The sequence below is a fragment of the Brucella sp. NBRC 12953 genome (assembly GCF_040369775.1).
Taxonomy (GTDB): Bacteria; Pseudomonadota; Alphaproteobacteria; order Rhizobiales; family Rhizobiaceae; genus Brucella; species Brucella pseudogrignonensis.
The window spans coordinates 170,735-188,405 of record NZ_BAABSV010000003.1; the positions used below are offsets into that span (position 1 = coordinate 170,735).

Consider the following 17,671-nt stretch of genomic DNA (forward strand, 5'->3'; position numbering starts at 1 on the left):
TGTATCTGCAGCAACCAATTTCAAGCCGCCATCGCACGGCAAGCGTCACTTGCCAGTCTATACCTATGAAGACGCCTTCGCATCCTCTGAAACAGCAAGAATGCGCACTTCATGTCCTGTCGCAGCAAGAAAGCGCATCAGGTCGTCCCGTTTGATCGATGTCGTGGCTTCGTTCGTCAGAGGATGCCCATTGATGATGTCGTTTTCCATCAGACTTGCATCGAGAACAACCTGGACATTGTGCCCTGTATCGTTTACCGCGCCAAAGACCGTAACGCCGCCAGGCACCACGCCGAGGTATTCCATCAGCTTCTCTGGCTTGCCAAAGGAAACGCGGCTGGAAGCACCAATGATCTGATGGATCGACTTGAGATCAACCACTGCTTCTTCATCCACTGTCACCAGAAAGAAATTGTCTTTCTTGTCCTTCAGAAACAGATTCTTGGTGTGACCTCCGGCGATTTCGCCACGCAGACTTTGTGAATCGGCGACTGTGAACAAAGGTGGATGCTCCACCGTCTTCACCTCGATATCGAGGTTTTTCAAATATTCATGCAGCTCGGCCGATGTCATAGTCATAAGATTCTGTTCCCTGAATGCGCGGTCTTTTCAAAAGACCATTATAGAAGCGTTGTTATACACTTAATCACGCAGACCAAAGACGCAATAGCCGTATTTGGCACAAGCAGAGCGATTGCTTCCGAACCGGCTCGAAGCATCGCGAGGAATCGTGAAAGCAAAAATATATGCATTCGAATGCAGCTGATTCACACTGATTTGCCGAGGCTGAGCCTAAGTTGCAAAGGCATAGCATCTTATTCACAACGGGGCGATGAATAATTTTTACTACTAATATCAATATCTTATGTCATTTCAGAGTTTTCTTTTCAGGAAAGAACATTTTCCCTGTTGCAATATCAAAAGCGTTGGGCCATATAGCGCCTGCCTGACGGAAACGACTGGCGCGAGCGGGTGTAGCTCAGGGGTAGAGCACAACCTTGCCAAGGTTGGGGTCGAGGGTTCGAATCCCTTCGCCCGCTCCAGTTTTCCGTTAAGTATAGGCAACAAAATCCCGGCTTCGTCCGGGATTTTTGCTTTTTGTACTCCAAAAACCGTTTCACACTTTTCGGAATGCGCTCTAAAGCGTACGACGATTGCTTGCCAGCAGCCACAGGAGATAGACGCCACCGAGCAGACCTGTCGTCAAACCTATTGGCATTTTTACATTGAGCGGAAAATGCTGGCTGACGAGATCAGCCCCTATCAGCAATGTCGCGCCCATAAGCGCGCTCGCAACAAGCGGCACACCGGCTGCACGCGTCAGCCGTCGCACCATCTGCGGGGCAGCAAGCGCGATAAAGGCTATCGGCCCAGTTGCAGCCGTTGCAATTGATGTCAGGCCAACAGCGGCTAAAACCATGATTAGCCGTGTCGATTCAGTTGCGACACCCAGCTGACGTGCGGCATCGTCCCCCATTTCGATCAGATCAATCCGCTGGGCATGATAAATCGCAACCGGCAGGATCGCCGCAAAGCCGATGACGGCAGGCAACGCATGAGACCAGGTTCGGGTGTTCAGTGAGCCGGCAAGCCAGAGCTGTGCCGATGCCGCCTGATCAAGATCACCTGCGACAAGCATCACCGTATTTAAACCGGACAGAACCGCCCCCACACCAATGCCAACCAGGATAAGCCGATAACCACCCGTCGTTCGGCCTTTCATTGCGAGCAGAAACACAATCAGCGCTGTGCCAATACCGGATAAAACAGCAGCCAATGCAGTTTCAAATGGCCCGGAATTGAAGAGGATTATCTGGACGATAGCGCCCGTTGCCGCGCCCGTCGTAAATCCTATGATGTCGGGCGATCCAAGCGCATTACGTGAGATGGATTGAAAGATCGATCCCGCCATACCCAGTGAAGCACCAACGAAAAGTGCGGTTATCAAGCGAGGAAGGCGCACGCGAAAAATTATTCGGTCGGTCGTTGGATTAAGACCATGGCCCGTGACGCTTTTGAGAATATCATTGGGGGTAAAACCCATGCTGCCTGTACCCAGATGCATGACGCCCATAGCGCAGGCGAGCACAATCAGCAGAATACAAACAACCAATGTTCTCATTCGCCATTGAATGGAAAATGAACCGAAACGCAGGACAGATCGACGTTGAGCACTCATAGTTTTGACAGCCGGAATCTGCGAACAACGAAAATGAAGAATGGTCCACCGAGCAGCATCGAAACGATGCCCGCCGCAACCTCTGAAGGTGCTGCGATCACGCGCCCGATAATATCTGCGCCGAGCAATAGAATGGCTGCGAACAGCGCTGAATACGGTAAAATCCAGCGGTAGTTTGGCCCAACCACAATCCGGGCGAGATGTGGAGCCACCAATCCCACAAATCCTATCGGCCCGGCACCCGCTGTTGCAGCACCAGCAAGAAGCATGACAGACAGGCAGGAAAGGAACCAGGTGCGATAGACATCCACGCCCAGTGCAGCACCCAGTTCTTTTCCAAGCGCAAGCGCGTTCAAGCGTCCAGCAATCGAGAATGCTGCAATCAATCCGGCAGCGATCGAAACAACAAGGACCGCAATGACATCATATCCTCTGCCTTCGACAGAACCAGCCGACCAGTGACGAAATTGATCCAAAACAGATGTTGGCGCATTGATGATGAGAATGCCCGTAACAGAAGCCAGAACGACGGATATTCCAGCACCAGCCAGCACCAGACGAACGGGGTTCGTCCCAGCGCGCCTTTCCTGCCCCAGAAAGAAAACCGCGACCCCGGCAAGGCCCGCACCAGCAAAGGCAAACCAGACATATTGTGAAACACTTGTCAGGTTGAACGCCACGATCCCAAGGATGACCGCAACCGCAGCCCCTGCATTAATGCCCAGCAATCCCGGCTCAGCCAGTGGATTGCGGGTCACAGCCTGCATCACGACACCTGCGACGCCCAGCGCCAACCCGACCAGAATGGCAATAATGGTACGCGGAACCCGCAATTCGCGGATGATCAGATGCTCATTATTTTGAAGATCTGGCATCCAGAGCGCCTGCACGGTATCGACAAGCGAGATCGAACGCGAACCGAGCACCAGGCTTGCGAAGACGGCAAGTAGCAGCACCACAAGCCCCGCAATTAGCCCCCATAAGCGGCGTTGCCTCTCCGATATGCGAGAGAATCCACAAACTCTCTTTTGTTCAAACAAGCCGGCGATCATTTACGGAAATGCGGGACGACCATATCGATCATCTGAATGCCCGAATAATAGTCGATGCGAAAGGATGTCGGCCCAAGCGAATAGACCTGGTTGCCTTTCACCGCATCCAGATTGGCAAGCACCGGGTCACTCAGAAATGAGTGTACATCGCCATTCAACCCGCGCAGGAGAAACACACTCTTGCCGGTTACAGCAGCGGAAAGGTTCTCGTGCGAGATGAAATCAAAATCCGAACTGCGTGTGACTTGCTTTGTGAGAGCATCCGGCAAACCAGCGACCTTAAACCCAAGCGCTTCCAGCAATTGTGCCTGTGCACTTGTTTGTTTGCCGATCGAGTAGCTGTTTCCGATATTATAACCGACAATCGTTACCGGATCGACAGGCGCTGTGATCTCCGCTGCAGCCTTCGCAGCATAATCATCAAAGCGCGCAACGCTTGCGGCAACCTCATCCTCAAGACCTGTGGCCTTGCCGAGTTGCTTCGCAATATCCTGCCAGCTCTGATTGGAATAATTGACCACCATGGTCGGGATGCCTTGCGCGACAAGCTCTGCATATTGGGGCAGAACGCTGTCGGCACCTGTCGCTGAAACGACAACCAGATCAGGCTCGGTTGCGATAATTGCCTCAATATCGAATTCCAGATTGGAGTAGAGAACCTCTACGCCACGCTCATCCGCCACCTTGGCCCATTGCGAAAAGAAGCCCTTTTCATCGGTCAACGGGCTTGGCGTGGTTGCCGCACTGGCAACCAGCGGCGCATTGATGGCCAACAGAATACCCGTCAGGCTCGGCGCAGTCGAGATAATCCGCAAAGGTTTGGATTTCAGCGTCAGCGTGCCCGAATGATGTTCGATGGTTCGGGGCCATGCTGCATCTTCCGCAAGCGCCGATTTGAAGGGCCAAACCAGCAACGCAAGCATTACCAGAAACTTGAGAACATTCTTACTAAGTGCCATAGCTGATACTTCGTTGCCGCGTTATGCAATGGGATGAGAAGGCGCATCATAAAACATGATCGCGTCACTCCATATTGCAGAACGCATTCTACAATGCAATACGAGGCAATGCAGAGTGACACGCAAACCCTGCCGACGACCCAACGAGGAGCCGCAATGACGCACCGCCTTCATGCTGAAGCCGTGACCCTGAAATACGACGAGAGAACGGTTGCAACCGATCTGTCGGTATCTATTCCGGATGCGTCATTCACCGTGATTGTCGGCCCGAATGCCTGTGGAAAATCTACCCTGCTCAGAGCATTGTCGCGATTGCTCAAGCCAAGTCAGGGGAAGATCATTCTCGACGGCGGCGATATCGCGAGTTTGCCTGCAAAAGAGACCGCCCGACGGCTGGGGTTGCTGCCGCAAAGCTCGACTGCACCGGAAGGTATCACTGTTGCAGACCTGGTGGCTCGCGGCCGTTACCCGCATCAGTCATTTTTGAGGCAATGGTCAGAAGCTGATGAACTGGCTGTGGCGCAAGCGATGGACGCCACCCGCATCACCGAATTGGCGGGAAGGCTTGTCGATGAACTCTCCGGTGGCCAGCGCCAGCGCGTATGGATTGCGCTCGTTCTGGCACAGGAAACACCAATCCTGCTTCTGGATGAGCCAACAACCTATCTCGATATCGCACACCAGATTGAGCTGCTTGATCTGCTTGCGCAGCTTAATAGACAAGGGCGAACAGTCGTCGCCGTACTCCATGAACTGAACCACGCCTGTCGTTATGCGACCCACCTGATTGCCATGCGGGAAGGCGCGATTATAGCGCAGGGCAAGCCGTCTGAAATCGTCACCGAACAACTGGTTAAAGACGCATTCGGGCTGTCTTCGATCATCATTCCGGACCCGGTTTCGGGGACGCCGCTGATCGTTCCGAAAAGCAGCACCGCCCATATCGAGCCAGCGGAATAGCACATACTCCACTCTGAAAACCGGACCCGGTTTTCGGGATGCGCTCTAGCTCTTCGGCATTTCCAGTTTGGTATCGACGATGAGGCCACCTGTCGATTCATTGACGATGCAAGCTTCATGGAAAAGCGCACGGCGCTCCTCATCCGTGCGCAACTGGCCGAGATCGGCAACCGTAGTCATCACACAGACAATTTCTCCCTGGGCATCGAGCACAGGCGAAGCCTGACCCGTTACATTCGACAAAAGATGGCTGGTCATCTCGGACCAGCGGTCTTCACGCACCTTTTCAAGCAGGGCTTTGGACGGCGGCGTTCCGCGAAAATGCGCGGGCTGCACCTTGCGCGCTGCATCGACCGTGGCCTTTGGAAGATAGGACTGAAAAATATGGCCGCAGGCGGTATTGTCGATCGGCAAGGTGTCTCCAAGCGCCAGCGGATTCACGGAAAAATAGGCGCTGCGATACCAGCGAACCAGCGTTGGCCCTCGGTCAGTCCAGATCGCCACCCCCCCACTCATCGCGTGACTTTGCGATAGAGCTTTCATGTGCTGTGCAGCAATCTCCACCGCATCGACCCGCCGAAGCGCGCCGATGCCAATGCTCAGTGCCGTTGGGCCAAGATCATAAAAGCCACTGACCGGGTCCTGCTTGGCAAGCCCTTCTTTTACAAGGCTTTGCAAATAGCGATGCGCTGTCGAGCCGCCGGTTCCAGCTCGTTTTGCGACCTCCCCCAAAGGCAGCTCATTCTCGGCATTGGCAAGAATTTTCAGAAATCGGGCAGCAATTGAAACAGACTGAATCGTGCCGGAACGTTTGTCGCTAACGACTTCCATCTCCTCACTCACGGATTGATCCTGATCTTCCAATTGTCATGCCTCCCATAGATTCACCCCTTTCTTTAGCCCGATGGGTAAGTAAAGTCATGCCTTTCCAGATAGCTAAGCCGACAAAGTCCTCGTCGCACAATGCCACGCAAACCATCCCACCCCAGAACATGTTGCGATTTGGCAACATGCTCAACAAGCTTGCATTCATACTGTATTGCGGTATGCATTCCTTATTGCGGAATCTCTTTAGTCAGCATAACAGAACATGACTTACACACTCATGTTTTGAGGCGACTTATGATTACCCGCTCCTCCCGCAGCTTTTTCTACGGCGTCAGCGCATTGACGCTGGCAGCGATTTCAAGCTCATCAGCCTTCGCGCAAGATGCGGACGCACCAGGAAGCTCCAAAGGACTGGTGCTCGACACACTCGTCATCACCGGCGAAAAAGTTGCGCGTGATATCAAGAACACCGCCTCATCCGTGACCGTGATTACGGCAAAGGAAATCGACAAGGAAAAAACTGGCGACACTTCCGTATCGGAAGCGGTTCGCGGAACACCCAATGTTGTTTATACCGACACTGTTGGCGCACCGGTCATTCGTGGTCAGGACACGCAGGGACCCAACAATGGTGCGACGGCCTTCTTCTCGGGCACCGTCCCCCGCGCAACGATCAATCTTGATGGTCATTACTTGAACTATAACGAGTTCATCTTTGGCTCCACCTCGATCTGGGATCTCGACAGCATCGAGGTTTTCCGCGGGCCGCAGACCACATCGCAGGGCGCAAATGCGATTGCCGGTGCAATCGTGGTCAATACCAAAGACCCTACTTTTGAGCAGGAAGGCGCATATCAGGTCGAGATCGGCAGCTATAAATCCAAGCGCACTTCTATCATGCTGAATAGCCCGCTCTACAAGGATGAGCTCGCTGGCCGTCTGGCAATTGATTATTCGGGTCGCGACACCTTCATCGATTATGTCAATCCCGGTTTCTACTCTTCCGGCACCGATCAGGATTTCCAATCGCTGAACATTCGCTCGAAGCTGCTCTGGCAGCCTGCGGAAATCCCCGGCCTTGAGGCAAAGCTCACCTACTCTTTCAACAAGAGCAATCGCCCAACCTATGAAGCGGCCACGCCGTTTTACTATGATCTCGATTACAGTGGCGCCACCTTGCCGTCGTGGGATCAGCGTACCAATACCGGCATCCTGGATGTCAGCTACGAATTTGATAACGGCTTCAAACTCCACAACCAGACACAGTTCTCAGATTCAGCGGTCGAACGCAGAGTTGGTATCGCGCATAATGGTGATGCCAATATCGACCAAACCAATATTTCGAATGAAACACGCCTCACTTTTGGAGATCAGGAGGATGTCCTAAGCGGCGTCGCCGGTGTTTATTTCGCCCATACGAAGACCGACGAGCTACTCGATTTGGTGAACGCCGCCAATAAGGTCGCCGTCAACAACTATATCTCGACGTTTGACGATAAGAAAACGAATGTTGGCCTGTTTGGTGAGCTGAGCTGGCGTATGAATGAGCAATGGACCTTGACTGGAGGCGCACGCTTCCAGCACGACAAAATTCAACGCGATGGCGTCTCGGTCTATGCGCTCGACGCGATTAATTTCGATGAATCCTTCTCGGCTTTCTTGCCTAAAGTATCGCTGGCCTATGCCATCACCCCTGACCTTACAGTCGGTGGTCTTATCAGTCGCGGTTATAATCCCGGCGGTGTTTCGCTTTATATGAATACAGCCAACCCTGCGACAAGCAAATGGAACAAGTTCGATGAGGAAACTCTGTGGAACTACGAATTGTTCACCCGCGCGGAGTTCCTGGACAACAAGCTCGTTATAAACGGCAACGTGTTCTACATGGACTTCAAGAATGCCCAGTATAATATTCCGGTTGTCATTTCTCCCGGCATCACCCAATCATATACGATCAATGCGGAAAAGGCACATGCCTACGGGCTTGAACTCGGCGCCGATTATCAGATCCTCGATAATCTGACCCTCAAGGCAGGGGCGGGCATCATGCGCACGAAAATCGATGAGATTTCGAGCAACCCTGATTATGCAGATAACGAGTTCGCCAAATCGCCGGGCTATATGCTGAATTTCGGTGCAAGTTGGAATGTAACCGAAAAACTCAATGTTTCCGGTGATGTGCGCTACATCGACAGCTACTATTCCGATGTCGCGAACACCCCATCCTACTGGATTGATGCTTACACAATCGCCAACGCACGCGTGAGCTACGACTTTAACGAAAAATTCCAGCTCTACGGATTTGTGAAGAATATCTTCAACGAACGTGTACCAACATCCAAGCAAGCAACGCGCGGTCTAAGCGGAGCAACGACACAGGCCAGCATGACAATGCCACGCACTTTCGGCATCGGCATCAAGGGCAGCTTCTGACCTCTTGCATCAATCAATCAAACCGCGAGCTTTCGGCTCGCGGTTTTCTGCTGAAAAACTGACCGGATTTTGTCATGACACCTCGCAAAACGCTCCACATCGGCATGTCGCTCGCTCCCACCTGGCTTAGCAATGATGGCTGGCGCCACGACAATAGCGATATTGAAGGTGTGTTCGGCTCGGACTTTTACGTCGACATCGCGCGGCGCGCGGAGGCTGCAAAGCTCGACTTCGTGTTTCGTCCCGACAATCTGTTTCTCAACAGCCAGATCATGGAAACCACGCCCGGGTTTGCCAGTCTGGATGCGACTTTGCTGATGGCAACACTTGCGCGCGAAACATCCAAAATCGGTCTACTCACGACGATTTCGACCACCTTCATGCCGCCCTATGCCGTCGCACGGCAGGTTCTGTCATTGCATCACTTAAGCAACGGGCGTGCGGGGTGGAACATCGTCACCGCCCTTGATGGCAATGTGAATTTTGGTCTCGATGAAATGCCGACATCCGACGAACGCTATGCACGGGCAGCAGAGTTTACCGATGTCGTGCAAGCGCTCTGGCAAAGCTTCCCCGGCTCTGCTCTCAAGCGTGACCGGGCCAGCGGCAACTATGCCGACCCAGCACGTATCCAACCAATCAACCATGAGGGCGCTTCGTTTAAAGTCAAAGGCCCGCTCAATATTCCTTCACTGGAGAATGTTCCGATCCCGCTCGTTCAGGCGGGTGCTTCACCAGCCGGACGCAATTTTGCAGCGTCAGTCGCCGATGCGATTTTCTCGGCAACGCCCGATATTGATGCGGCGATTAATCTGCGCAATGACCTGCGTTCTCTGGCACAATCTCACGGTCGGAATGCCGACGATGTGCGTCTGCTTCCGGGCCTCAGCCTCTATCTCGCACCAACGCGCAAAGAGGCGGAAGAGCTTTTTTCCTATACCCACGCGCGCGGCGACCGCACGCGCAAGATTGCCTATATTCGGGATATGACCGGCCTTGATCTTACCGACTGGCCCGAAGGTCGCCTGATCCGCCCCTCGGATCTGCCTCCGCCACCAGAAAAGGTACGCAGTAAAACCCATGCGGGATTGCTGCAGCGCCTTTTGCTGAAAGAGACGCTTAGCCTTGAAGACCTGCTCCGCAGGCCGGAAGTGATCAGTGCTGCCCATTGGCAGATCATTGGCACGGTCGATGACGCTGCCAACGCAATCCAGAAATGGTCTGATGCCGGCGCTATCGACGGTTTCATCACCGCACCCGGCGGTTCGACGTCATCCATGCATCTCGCACTTGATGAGCTGATGCCAAGGTTGAGTGAAGCGGGCCTTCTGCGCACCAACTATTCCGGCGACACATTCACCCATCACTTAAGCGAATAGGCTTTGCCGCTCACGCGAAGCTGAAATCAAGACCAATATCAAGGTTCGGCGCGCTATGCGTCGTCCAGCCTATTGAGATCAGATCGACACCGCTTGCAGCAACGGCTGCAACGGTTTCCGGCGTAATCCCACCTGAAGCCTCAGCAATCGCCCGGCCATCGATAATGCCCACTGCTTCGCGCAATTGCGCGGGTGACATATTGTCGAGCAATACCGCATCGACGCCGATCGCCATTGCTTCAAGCAACTGCTCCAGTGTGTCGACTTCCACTTCAATTTTGACCATATGGCCTGCATTGGCCTTGGCGCGGGAGATTGCTTCGCTCACACCACCCGCAACTGCAATATGATTATCCTTGATGAGCACGGCATCATAAAGCGCAAACCGGTGGTTCATGCCACCGCCTGCCCGCACGGCATATTTTTGGAAAGCACGCAGCCCCGGCATGGTCTTGCGCGTGCAGACGATTGCAGCTTTCGTCCCCGCAACAGCCTTGACCAGATTGGCTGTTGCTGTGGCTACACCTGAAAGATGCCCCAGAAAATTGAGCGCCGTGCGTTCGGCCGCAAGGATACTGCGTGACGAACCCGATACGCGAGCGATCTCCGTACCGGGCTGATGCGAGGTGCCATCGCTGCTCAACCGATCAAAGACAATCGCGGGATCAACCAGCCGGAATGCAGTTTCCGCTGCGTCCAAACCAGCGATCACGCCCGGCTGCCGCAGGCTGAAAACCATTGTAGAGCGATGATCAGCAGGTACAACTGCGTTGCTCGTGATATCGCCTGCCAGTGCCAGATCTTCTAGAAGGGTCGCACGAACCAGCGGTTCGACAAGCAAGGGGGAAAGACGCGGGAGGTCCATCATGCGATCCTCGACAAAGGTTGATCTATGGCAATTTCGCGTGCGAGTGCAAAAACCTGTTCAAAGGTGTAGAAGCTGCGCTGAGCCTGCACATTTTTGCTGCGATAATCCGTGCGTGCGTGGCTACCGCGAGACTCCTGCCGCTCGAATGCCGCAACACTCATAACAAGTGCCACAGCTGCCGCATCATTGGTTTTCACAAGCGGAAGCAGCGCAGCAATTGCGGCGCGCAGTTCATCTTCATTGCGCAGCAGACCAAGTGAGCGTGAGACAATTGGGCGAATGACGGAGGCATCGCTCGATAGCGGTGCATTGGTGGCTGCAAGCAAGGGTACTGAACCCTTCGGCTCTTGCGCGATGGCACGGCCTGCCCGCAAACCCATGACAGCCGCTTCAAGAAGCGAATTGCTTGCCAGACGGTTTGCCCCATGAAGCCCGGTACAGGCGGCTTCCCCCACAGCCCACAATCCCTGCAGGCTGGTGCGACCATCACAATCAGTCGCCACCCCGCCCATATGATAATGGGTGGCAGGCTTCACCGGGATCAGATCGCTGGATGGATCGATACCATGCCGCTTCAGGAGTGCATCAATAGCCGGAAACCGCATTGCAAACCGTTTGCCGGGACAAGCCCGTGCATCAAGAAAAACGTTCCGACCATGTGCAAGCTGCTCTCCAATCGCACGCGCAACAACATCGCGTGGAGCAAGTTCCTGTCCATGGACATGCTGCATGAAACGCTCACCGCGATCATCGACAAGGATTGCCCCCTCGCCGCGTACAGCTTCGCTGATCAGCGGCAATCGCTGCGCTGAAACGGCCAGAGCGGTCGGATGAAACTGCACGAATTCCATATCTGCAAGAACCGCACCCGCACGACCAGCCAACGCCGCTCCCTGACCAAGATTGCCAGGCGGCGTGGTCGTCGCCTCATACAAGCCGCCCGTTCCACCCGTGGCCAGGACGACAGCACAGCCTGCGACTGGCCCGACGCCTTCAAGCTCAACCCCGCAAACCCGTTTTTCATGCGTGATAAGGCGCAGCGCTTTTGTATTCTCCTGCACCGTGATCAATGGCGTGGCGAGAACTCTGGCAATAAGTGCGCGCATGATTCCTGCGCCTGTCGCATCCCCATCAACATGAGCAATGCGATGCCGGGCATGGGCGGCCTCAAGCCCCAGAGAATAGGTGTCATCGGGCTTGCGATCAAAGCGCACCCCATATTCCTCAAGCATTGCAATCGCTTGAGGAGCGGCCTCGATAATATGCGTTGTTACCGTCGGATCGCAAAGCCCGTCACCTGCCGCCAGCGTATCTGCAATATGCAGAGCTGCACTATCATCGGCGCCAAGAGCTGCGGCAATACCACCCTGAGCCAGCGGGCTGGAGCCAGCCAGGCCAAGGGTTCCGGCAGACACCAGCAAGACGCGATGGGAGGCAACTGAAAGTGCACTCATCAAGCCTGCAAGGCCGCTGCCTATAACGATGACAGGGGCCGTCGTCATACCGCAAGCATCCGCTCGACAGCACGGCGTGCAGGTTCAGCAATCGCCGGGTCAACGGTGACTTCATGCCTGTTGTTTTCCAACGCATCACGAATATTGCCAAGCGTGATCCGCTTCATATGAGGACAGAGATTGCAGGGCCGGATGAATTCAACATCCGGATGGTCGACAGCCACATTGTCACTCATTGAGCATTCGGTCAGAAGCACTACGCGTTGCGGCTTCTTTTCACCGACGAAGTCCGACATCACAGCCGTCGAACCGGCAAAATCGGCCGCCTCCACCACTTCAGGCGGACATTCTGGGTGTGCCAACACCATGACGCCGGGATGGCTTTGGCGCAGTTCGCGAATGTCGTCCGGCGTGAAGCGTTCATGCACTTCACAATGACCATGCCAGGCTAAAATTTCGACATTGGTTTCACGCGCAATGTTCTGTGCAAGATATTCATCAGGGATCATCAGCACGCGCGGCACGCCAAGCGACTCGACGACCTTTTTCGCATTCCCCGACGTGCAGCAAATATCGGATGCAGCCTTCACAGCAGCCGATGTGTTGACATAGGTAATGATCGGTACGCCCGGATGCGCCTCACGCAAAAGCGCTACATCCTGCGGCGTAATCGAATCCGCGAGCGAGCAGCCAGCACCCATATCCGGGATCAGAACAGTCTTTTTGGGATTGAGCAGCTTGGCGGTCTCCGCCATGAAATGCACGCCCGCCAGCACAATCACATCGGCTTCGACATCAATCGCCTTGCGGGCAAGTGCGAGACTGTCGCCGACAATATCCGCCACGCAATGGAAGATTTCCGGTGTCTGATAATTATGCGCGAGAATAACTGCATTGCGTTGGCGCTTGAGTTCAAGAATGGCCGCAACATCGTCTTCAAAGCGCATCCACTCAACCCGGGGCAGGACAGACGCCACGCGATCATAAAGCTTTGAAACAGGTACAAACTCATTCATGTCAGCCTCCCGAGCAGCACATACAGCGGTTCCATTTAAGAATGAATGGTTGGAACCGCTGTAACTGTTTTTTTTACGCATTATCCGAGGCAAAACCGCTTCGCACTTTTGCTGGAAATGCTATCAATTCCGCCATAGCGGAAAAATCTGTTATACTCATTATGAGTATTTCATAGATGTGACGTTATACTCGATTCGAGCATATTGTCAATCGCGAGAGAGAGGGAGCTTTGTTCCTGCAACATGGCGCTCGGAAAGTGCGCGTTCTTCGACAATCGAATAGCGGAAACGGAAGAGTTTGGCCGGGCGGCCACCGGTTTCGCTATCGCTTTCGCCCGTCTCTTCAACAAGGTCCTGCTGTTCGATCAGGCGGCGGAAATTCTGCTTATGCAGCCGCAATCCGGCCAGAGCTTCGACGGTGCGTTGAAGCTGCAAAAGCGTGAAATTGTCGGGCATCAGTTCGAATACGACAGGGCGATATTTGATCTTCGCACGCAACCGCGCGATGGCGGTTGCAAGAATCCGCCTGTGATCGGCAAACATATGCCTGCCGTTCTCCTCATCGCCTTTTCCGGCTTCGCTGACTAAGCCCGCCTCATAGAGAAGCTCATAGCGCTGAAGCACCAGATCTTCGTTCCAGCGCTCACCATTCAGCCCGAACGAAAAACCTATGCGCCGCAGGCGCTGTGCCGTCAGTTCCGCAGAAACGGCCTGATGCGCCCAGACACGAAGACCATTGCTCAGGTGGCCGACAATCTCAGACACACCCTGCCTATGGTCTTCCCACGGCAGATAGTCATACCAGCCTCGCCAGCTGGCCTGACCGGACGCCGCATCGCCTTCACGCACAAGCCCGAGATAGCTGATTGAAATTGTCCGCTCGCCGAGCTTGTGACGGTCACGATCGGCAAAAGTATAGAGCTGCTCAAGATAGCCAACAGGATGAGCGGTTTCGGCCTGCACCCAGGCGCGCAGGCCTGATTGGAGCGAACGATGCTCAGTCTCAAACGGCCCGGATGGCAAAGCCTGCCCTTGGCGCACTGTCATAACGCGTGGCTGCTCACCCGTTACGGCAGTTAGAACGGCAATCAGCTCAGTATGGGCAATGTCGTCTGTCAACGCGGCAGCTTCTTTCTTCACTCAACACCCGAAGGCATGCAGAACCGTATGAAATGGTTGTGCGTTGGATAATACATAAAATCAATTCAAAAGCTTGCCGCACACAAAGGCTATCCGCCATAAAAAACGCCGCCCGGTGGGGCGGCGTTTAAATCGGACTAATCGTCCCGATTATGGGGTTACGTCGAAGCCGAACCACTTTTCAGAAAGCTTCTTGATCGTACCGTCAGCCTTGGCTGCTTCAATGGCTTCATTGAACATCTTCTGCAATTCAGGCTCATTCTTGCGGATACCAACTGCAACGCCGCGACCCAGAATGCCACCCTTGAAGTAAGGACCGGTCATGACGATGTCTTCATTGCCCGGCTTCTTGGCTGCATCGGAGAGGTAAGCCAGCGAGGCAACAACCAGATCGACGCGGCCCGACTTGAGGTCGAGGTCATGCTGATCGGTGGTCTTGTATTCACGGATATCGGTTGAATCCTTGAAGTACTTGTCCAGCAGCGAGAGGCCGAGCGAAGCGGTCTGAACACCGACGGTGCGACCCTTGATTTCAGCAGCGATCTCGTCGATTGCCTTCTGGTTCGCTTCTTCATCCTTGGCGAGATAAAGCGTTTCGCCAGTGTGTGGCAGCTTGGCAAACGGGCTGTCCTTCAACGTTGCGAAGGTCTGCGGTGTCAGGCCGTAGGAAACGGTGAAGTCGATGGTTTCTTCGCGCTTTGGCGTAGCGGTCAGGCCAGCCATGATGGCGTCGAACTTGCCAGCATTGAGTGCTGGAATGATGCCATCAAAAGGCTGCGCAACCATCGTGCATTCAACCTTCATGCGTGCGCAGAGATCCTTGTAGAGATCAACTTCGTAACCATCCAGCGTGCCGTCTGGCTTGGTGAAGTTATACGGACGGAAAGCGCCTTCCGTAGCGATCGTGATCTTGTCCCACTTTTTCCCTTCTGCATGTGCAGAAGCGGTTGTGAGAACCAGTGCCGAAACGAACAGGGCTTTGAACAATCCTGTGGTCTTCATTTGACTTAACCTTACGCAGTTATTTGCTGACGTGCCTTTTGGCATAAATCAGCGTTGTTTGAAATAATCAGGCTGCATTTTCGTGGCTGATAAACTTGCGGAAACGCTCAGATTTGGAATTTCCGAACACCTCTTCAGGCACACCATCTTCTTCGACCAGGCCCTGGTGAACGAAGACCACGCGATTGGATACATCGCGGGCAAAACCCATTTCGTGCGTGACAACCAGCATGGTGCGGCCTTCTTCCGCCAGACCCCGCATAACGCGCAGCACTTCGCCAACCAGTTCTGGATCGAGCGCGGATGTCGGCTCGTCAAACAGCATGACTTTTGGCTTCATCGCGAGCGCACGCGCAATAGCTGCACGCTGCTGCTGGCCGCCGGAAAGATGTGCCGGATAGAAATCACGCTTGTCGGCGATGCCAACCTTGGCGAGCAATGCTTCTGCCTCTTCCACGCATTCAGCGCGCGAACGGCCCTGAACATAGATCGGCGCTTCAATGATGTTCTCGAGAATGGTCTTGTGAGACCAGAGATTGAAGCTCTGGAAAACCATGCCAAGCTCGGAGCGGATGCGTGAGACCTGCTTCTTGTCCGCCGGATAGGCTTCGCCCTTCGAGTTCTTCGCCATGCGAATGGTCTCACCGGAAACAGTCACCATACCCGAGGTGGGAATTTCCAGCAGATTGATGCAGCGCAGAAAGGTTGACTTGCCGGAGCCCGAAGAGCCGAGGATCGAAATCACTTCGCCTTCGCGCGCTTCCATCGAGATGCCCTTGAGCACTTCATTAGCGCCAAAGCTCTTGCGCAGGTTTTCAACTTTCAACGCCACCGGGGCCGTTTGAGACACAACTTTACTCACGATGTTTTTCCTTCGGTGGTGATCTTGACGACGGGCTGGCGCAGATAAGGCGTAAGCTTGTATTCAGCAAACATGAGCACGCGTGTCAGAACGAAGTTGATGGCAAGATAGATAGCGCCCGCAATAACGAACACTTCAATTGCGCGATAGGATTCAGCGATCAGCTTGGCGGCGATGCCTGTCACTTCCATCAAAGTGATGATGGAGGCCAGCGACGTCGCCTTGACCATGGAGATCATTTCATTGCCATAGCCAGGCAATGCCTGGCGGATTGCCAGCGGCATGACAACACGGCGGAAGCAGGTGAAGCGTGACATGCCGCAAGCCTTTGCAGCTTCAATCTGCCCACTTGGCACCGACAAAAGGCCGCCACGGATGATTTCACTGGCATAGGCGGCGTTGTTCAAAGTCAGAGCAATGATCGCGCACCAATAAGGCTCACGCAGGATTGGCCACAGAAATGAGTAACGGATGACCGGAAACTGGCTCAGGCCGTAATAGATAATGAAGATTTGCACCAGAAGCGGCGTGCCACGAAATACGAAAACGTAAAGCCGGGCAATCCAATCAAGAACAGCGACACCTGACAGGCGCATCATGGCAAAAAGCAGGGCCAGAATCGCGCCAAAGACAATCGAGCTTGCAGCAAGCTGAAGGGTCAGCGGCACGCCGCTCATCATCTGAAAGAAGGCTTCAGAGTAGAATTGAAGGTTCATTTTGCCCTCCGGACGCCACGCGAGAAATGGCGTTCAGCTGCTTGCAGTATGGTGCCGGAAACCGACGAGATCAGCAGGTACAGCGCGCCGGCAATGAGGAAGAAGTTGAACGGCAGGCCGGTCGAACCAGCGCCGATCTGTGCCTGACGCAGAATGTCGACAACGCCCACAACAGAGATCAGAGCGGATTCTTTAAGTGCTACCTGCCAGACATTGCCCAAGCCCGGCAACGCATGGCGCAGTGCCAGCGGCGCAATGATGCGACGGAACTTGAGCGTCTGTCCCATGCCACAGGCGGAGGCTGCTTCAAGCTCTCCCTTGGATACCGCACGGAATGCACCACGGAGAACTTCCGTGTGATGCGCCCCGCAGGAAATACCAATCGCAAGCACGCCAGCTAGGAATGCCGGAAAGCCGATAAAGCCCTGCGCACCAAAGAAGCGACCGATAGCCGTTACCGCAGCGCTGCCGCCGAAATAAAACAGATAGATCACCAGAAGGTCGGGAATACCGCGAATGATGGTCGTGTAACCATCGGCAATTCCGCGCAGCGCAAGACCACCGGAAATTTTCGCCCAGGCAGCAAACACGCCAATGATTGCGCCAAGAAGAAAGCCGAGCACAGCGAGCGAAACACTCACCAATGCAGCCATTACCAGCACATAGCCCCAGCCGTCAGGCCCGAAGCTCAGAATATCGAGAAACGCCTTCATGATGCATCAGGCCATGTGGGGGATTGCGAAATCAACGTCATATTGCTTTCCGGGTATTTCTTTAGAGCGCTATACGTCCAACTGGACGTACAAAGGTCGAGCTAGACTAT

The 17,671-nt window shown here is 54.2% G+C and carries 16 protein-coding genes and 1 tRNA gene; 4 read left to right on the forward strand and 13 right to left on the reverse strand.

Annotation, left to right across the window (positions count from 1 at the left end; translation table 11 throughout):
- Positions 1-63: 63 nt before the first annotated feature.
- Positions 64-579, reverse strand: a complete 516-nt coding sequence (locus ABWV94_RS08310) for a prolyl-tRNA synthetase associated domain-containing protein (protein WP_353413111.1) — start codon at positions 577-579, stop codon at positions 64-66.
- Between the two features lie 389 nt (positions 580-968).
- On the opposite strand from ABWV94_RS08310, the gene ABWV94_RS08315 reads away from it, so the two are divergent.
- Positions 969-1,043: transfer RNA gene (locus tag ABWV94_RS08315), tRNA-Gly, on the forward strand.
- Positions 1,044-1,138: 95 nt separating this feature from the next.
- On the opposite strand, the gene ABWV94_RS08320 is transcribed toward ABWV94_RS08315, so the two are convergent.
- The 3 genes from ABWV94_RS08320 to fepB form a co-directional block, all read right to left on the reverse strand.
- Positions 1,139-2,122 (reverse strand): FecCD family ABC transporter permease, encoded by a 984-nt coding sequence (locus ABWV94_RS08320; RefSeq protein WP_353413113.1) that lies wholly within the window; start codon positions 2,120-2,122, stop codon positions 1,139-1,141.
- A gap of 53 nt (positions 2,123-2,175) precedes the next feature.
- Entirely contained in the window at positions 2,176-3,138 is a 963-nt protein-coding gene (locus tag ABWV94_RS08325) for a FecCD family ABC transporter permease (RefSeq protein ID WP_353413115.1), read from the reverse strand.
- 89 nt (positions 3,139-3,227) lie between these two features.
- Complete coding sequence (gene fepB, locus ABWV94_RS08330) at positions 3,228-4,190, reverse strand: Fe2+-enterobactin ABC transporter substrate-binding protein (protein WP_353413117.1); 963 nt, start codon at positions 4,188-4,190, stop codon at positions 3,228-3,230.
- Positions 4,191-4,346: 156 nt separating this feature from the next.
- Between fepB and ABWV94_RS08335 the strand changes: the two genes are divergently transcribed.
- On the forward strand, positions 4,347-5,150 hold the full coding sequence (locus ABWV94_RS08335) for an ABC transporter ATP-binding protein (protein ID WP_064321247.1): 804 nt from the start codon (positions 4,347-4,349) through the stop codon (positions 5,148-5,150).
- Positions 5,151-5,195: 45 nt separating this feature from the next.
- On the opposite strand, the gene ABWV94_RS08340 is transcribed toward ABWV94_RS08335, so the two are convergent.
- Complete coding sequence (locus tag ABWV94_RS08340; RefSeq protein ID WP_064321248.1) at positions 5,196-5,981, reverse strand: IclR family transcriptional regulator; 786 nt, start codon at positions 5,979-5,981, stop codon at positions 5,196-5,198.
- A 291-nt stretch (positions 5,982-6,272) separates the two neighbouring features.
- Here ABWV94_RS08340 and ABWV94_RS08345 point away from each other — a divergent pair, with 291 nt between their 5' ends.
- The gene (locus tag ABWV94_RS08345; protein ID WP_353413120.1) at positions 6,273-8,411 is read left to right on the forward strand and encodes a TonB-dependent receptor; all 2,139 of its coding nucleotides are present in this window, start codon (positions 6,273-6,275) and stop codon (positions 8,409-8,411) included.
- A 74-nt stretch (positions 8,412-8,485) separates the two neighbouring features.
- Positions 8,486-9,790 (forward strand): NtaA/DmoA family FMN-dependent monooxygenase, encoded by a 1,305-nt coding sequence (locus ABWV94_RS08350; RefSeq protein ID WP_353413122.1) that lies wholly within the window; start codon positions 8,486-8,488, stop codon positions 9,788-9,790.
- Positions 9,791-9,800: 10 nt separating this feature from the next.
- On the opposite strand, the gene nadC is transcribed toward ABWV94_RS08350, so the two are convergent.
- The 8 genes from nadC to ABWV94_RS08390 all read right to left on the reverse strand — a co-directional run bounded on the left by nadC (position 9,801) and on the right by ABWV94_RS08390 (position 17,561).
- Positions 9,801-10,655 carry a carboxylating nicotinate-nucleotide diphosphorylase gene (nadC, locus tag ABWV94_RS08355; protein ID WP_353413527.1) on the reverse strand — a complete coding sequence of 285 codons (855 nt, stop codon included), beginning with the start codon at positions 10,653-10,655 and terminating at the stop codon, positions 9,801-9,803.
- Positions 10,655-12,160, reverse strand: coding sequence for an L-aspartate oxidase (locus ABWV94_RS08360; RefSeq protein ID WP_353413124.1), 1,506 nt, complete (start codon positions 12,158-12,160; stop codon positions 10,655-10,657). Before ABWV94_RS08360 ends, nadC begins: the two co-directional genes overlap by 1 nt.
- Positions 12,157-13,128 (reverse strand): quinolinate synthase NadA, encoded by a 972-nt coding sequence (nadA, locus tag ABWV94_RS08365; RefSeq protein ID WP_353413126.1) that lies wholly within the window; start codon positions 13,126-13,128, stop codon positions 12,157-12,159. Before nadA ends, ABWV94_RS08360 begins: the two co-directional genes overlap by 4 nt.
- 207 nt (positions 13,129-13,335) lie before the next feature.
- Positions 13,336-14,247, reverse strand: a complete 912-nt coding sequence (locus ABWV94_RS08370) for an NUDIX hydrolase (RefSeq protein ID WP_079213392.1) — start codon at positions 14,245-14,247, stop codon at positions 13,336-13,338.
- A 171-nt stretch (positions 14,248-14,418) separates the two neighbouring features.
- Positions 14,419-15,270, reverse strand: coding sequence for a transporter substrate-binding domain-containing protein (locus tag ABWV94_RS08375; RefSeq protein ID WP_007877714.1), 852 nt, complete (start codon positions 15,268-15,270; stop codon positions 14,419-14,421).
- A 67-nt stretch (positions 15,271-15,337) separates the two neighbouring features.
- Positions 15,338-16,132, reverse strand: coding sequence for an ABC transporter ATP-binding protein (locus ABWV94_RS08380; RefSeq protein ID WP_079213391.1), 795 nt, complete (start codon positions 16,130-16,132; stop codon positions 15,338-15,340).
- Positions 16,129-16,848 carry an ABC transporter permease gene (locus ABWV94_RS08385; RefSeq protein ID WP_007877709.1) on the reverse strand — a complete coding sequence of 240 codons (720 nt, stop codon included), beginning with the start codon at positions 16,846-16,848 and terminating at the stop codon, positions 16,129-16,131. The genes ABWV94_RS08380 and ABWV94_RS08385 overlap by 4 nt, the downstream gene beginning before the upstream one ends.
- Complete coding sequence (locus ABWV94_RS08390) at positions 16,845-17,561, reverse strand: ABC transporter permease (RefSeq protein ID WP_079213390.1); 717 nt, start codon at positions 17,559-17,561, stop codon at positions 16,845-16,847. The genes ABWV94_RS08385 and ABWV94_RS08390 overlap by 4 nt, the downstream gene beginning before the upstream one ends.
- Positions 17,562-17,671 lie beyond the last annotated feature (110 nt).